This window comes from Colwellia sp. BRX10-4 (assembly GCF_014077465.1).
Taxonomy (GTDB): domain Bacteria; phylum Pseudomonadota; class Gammaproteobacteria; order Enterobacterales; family Alteromonadaceae; genus Colwellia_A.
Genome location: NZ_JACGVZ010000062.1, coordinates 1 through 2,969, shown reverse-complemented (window position 1 = coordinate 2,969; position 2,969 = coordinate 1). Strand labels below are relative to the sequence as shown.

Genomic DNA, 2,969 nt, shown 5'->3' with positions numbered 1-2,969 from the left:
ATTCGATTAAATGTAATTGTGGTAGTTGTCTTTTCTTTATCTTGGTTATTTACGCGTAATTAAATCTATTTCACTTTTTGGTTAAATAGTTTTTCGCCAAAGTAGGTAAGTGATAAATTCACTTTCATTAGTGGCTCAAAATTCACGGTTTAGTGTGTCGCAATGCTGTGAGTTTTTTAAATATGCATTTTATGTTACTAATATTTATATAAATTTTACGATTTGTGGTAATGTAAAAATCGCATAACAAGGCATTCAAACGGACAAAAAATAGTTGGCTGTTTTCACTTCGTTCAACATTTTAGCCAACAATTTTTTGCCGCTTAATATGGCGTTATGCGGCATTGCGAACTCGATTAAATGTAATTGTGGGATTTGTCTTTTCTTTAACTTGGTTATTTACGCGTAATTAAATCTATTTCACTTTTTGGTTAAATAGTTTTTCGCCAAAGTAGGTAAGTGATAAATTCACTTTTCATTAGTGGCTCAAAATTCACAGTTTAGTGTGTCGCAATGCTGTGATTTTTTTAAATGTGCATTTTATGTTTTTAATATTTATATAAATTATGCGGTTTATGGTAATGTAAAAATCGCATAACAAGGCATTCAAACGGACAAAAAACAGTTGGCTGTTTCACTTCGTTCAACATTTTAGCCAACAATTTTTTGCCGCTTAATGAGGCGTTATAAGCCCTAAAGGATTACGGTGTATTCTAAATTTCTAGATTACAAATTAACTTTTACTCTCTCAATACTATTCATGTATCCGGGAATAGCTGTCTATTCGTCTCTACATAACAACTTTGAGAAGCTTTTTGCTTTTACAATTGCCGCTTTAATTGGTGTCTTCTTTTTCTATCAAAGTTATAGTATTTTCAAAAGTGTTCGGGGATTTTTAAAAAGAGTTATTATTTCAACTCTTTTGGTAAGTGGCTCTTTGTGTGTTGCAGCTATTTCACCTGAAGCTAAAAATGCTTTTGCTGGTGCTATTTTATTTTTGTTTATTCCAAGTATGTTTATATCTATTTATCTTTTATATAAGTCTAAACCAGCCTTAAAAGTCAAAGCATTGTATAAACGGGCATATAACAAGCCAATTAAGCAGGACTAAAAACAGTTTGCTGTTTTCGTTCCTCAACATTTTAGCAAACAATTTTTAGCCCCTTATTGGGGCGTTAGCAAGTCTGTAACTTTTGCATCAAATAGAGAGTTTTATGAAAATTAGGTTTCTTATATATATTCAAGTTGTAGGTTTTCTATGCTTTAGCTGTACTTTAAGTTACGCATCAGATTCAACCGCTATCGAAGCTTACATGATGCTTAAAGCTAAAAATCTCAAGAAAGACAATATTAAAGAGTTTTTATGGACAGGAGAAGTTAACGGCACCGTAAGTGAAGAAACCCGGAATTGGAACCGTCCTTTATTTGAAATTTGGGGGATTAGTGATCGTTACCCTGGTACGCAAGGAATGCCAGTTCCCCTTGTTCAACCATATAGTGTTACAGATCCTGGATTTAAAGGTCCAAATAATGAAAGTTTCGGAATTGAAATAGAATTTGGAGACGAAACTATAACTCCCAGAGAACAAGATAGTAAAAATGTTCGGTTTTATACGGATTTTGGTCAAACTGGTGCCGCAGATTTAGGAATGACTCGAGCAGAAATGCACATCCGTACTACATTGCAAAAATTAGATATCGAAGAAGGCTCAACTTTATGGCTTGGTTGGTCTGAATATTATAGCCATTTAGATAAGTCGAAGGTCAGTACAGTATTTCAGTTTAGAAACCAACCTAATGCCACTACACTTGCGGAAAAAGGTTTTAATAAAGATGATATCGCTTTAATAATTGATGAAGAACTAACTAGTGGAGGACCAGCAATTGGTATTATTACCACTCCAATTAATGGTCAATTACATTACCAATTCACTGCTCGGGATGGAGTACCAACAGATTGGACTGTCCCTACAGGCAATACCCATATATCTAGTAAGAGTATAAAAACAGGGAAGTGGTATGACTTTGTAGTACAAATTAAGTACTCACAAGAATCAGATGGCCGTTTTAGAATTTGGCTTTTTGAGCATGATGCCTCAAGTAACGAGAAACTAAATACCGTAAACTCACTTCCTGAATGGGATTTCAATGGACCTACAATGTACCAGTACCCTGATAACTTTGACTTCCCTATACCCTCTCCTGAAATTCGTACGGGGATATACAGACATGAACGCATGAAGAATAATGAAATCATAGCAGCAGAAGAACGCTACATGATTAAATATTTGGGCCCACTGAGACTTTGGAAAGGTCTTGAAGATGATGGTTTCAATAAAGTTAAATCAAAATAAAGAGATAATTATGATAAATAAAAAATGTAAATCGTTGGTAGCTATTTTATTCACTATGGCATTTATACAACCATGCCTTGCTCAGAATAACTCAGGAAAATCCAATATAAATTATTATAAAATAGACGCAAGTAGAATAGTCGTATATGCAGACATTACGACTAAATTTATTGATGGTGAAAACTGCAACGGCTCAAATGAAGCAGCTGCAGTAGCAATATCTACTGAGCGTGAAAATTTTACTGAACTTTATGCCTCAATAATGCTAGCACATGCAAATAATAAAAAAATTGCATTTTGGTTGGATGGTGCATGTACTCCCTCAATGGCTGGCGGACCATTTCCAACAGCAAGCATGGTTTACGTACATTAAATATTAATTTTAATTTACTAGATTGTCGAAAGACTTGCTAACAAGTTGCTTAAACGGAAAAATAACAGTTGGCCATCGCTTCGCGATTATAGCCAACCATTATTTTCCGCTTAGCAAGGCGTTATATGCCTTTCAGTTTGGCAACAAGGAGTATTTATGCAGTTCATAGTTACCGCTTACGACTTTGATGATGACGATGCTATTAATCGAAGATTATCAAGTCGTGAAGCTCATCTATCAGG

3 protein-coding genes are annotated in these 2,969 nt (G+C 34.5%); all 3 read left to right on the top strand.

The features are described from left to right. Nucleotides 1-706 precede the first annotated feature (706 nt). The 3 genes from H4J67_RS19650 (at nucleotide 707) to H4J67_RS19640 (ending at nucleotide 2,727) form a co-directional block, all read left to right on the top strand. On the top strand, nucleotides 707-1,111 hold the full coding sequence (locus tag H4J67_RS19650; protein ID WP_182204804.1) for a hypothetical protein: 405 nt from the start codon (nucleotides 707-709) through the stop codon (nucleotides 1,109-1,111). Between the two features lie 103 nt (nucleotides 1,112-1,214). After that, complete coding sequence (locus tag H4J67_RS19645; protein WP_182204802.1) at nucleotides 1,215-2,354, top strand: heparin lyase I family protein; 1,140 nt, start codon at nucleotides 1,215-1,217, stop codon at nucleotides 2,352-2,354. Beyond that, the gene (locus H4J67_RS19640; RefSeq protein ID WP_182204800.1) at nucleotides 2,323-2,727 is read left to right on the top strand and encodes a hypothetical protein; all 405 of its coding nucleotides are present in this window, start codon (nucleotides 2,323-2,325) and stop codon (nucleotides 2,725-2,727) included. Before H4J67_RS19645 ends, H4J67_RS19640 begins: the two co-directional genes overlap by 32 nt. Nucleotides 2,728-2,969 lie beyond the last annotated feature (242 nt).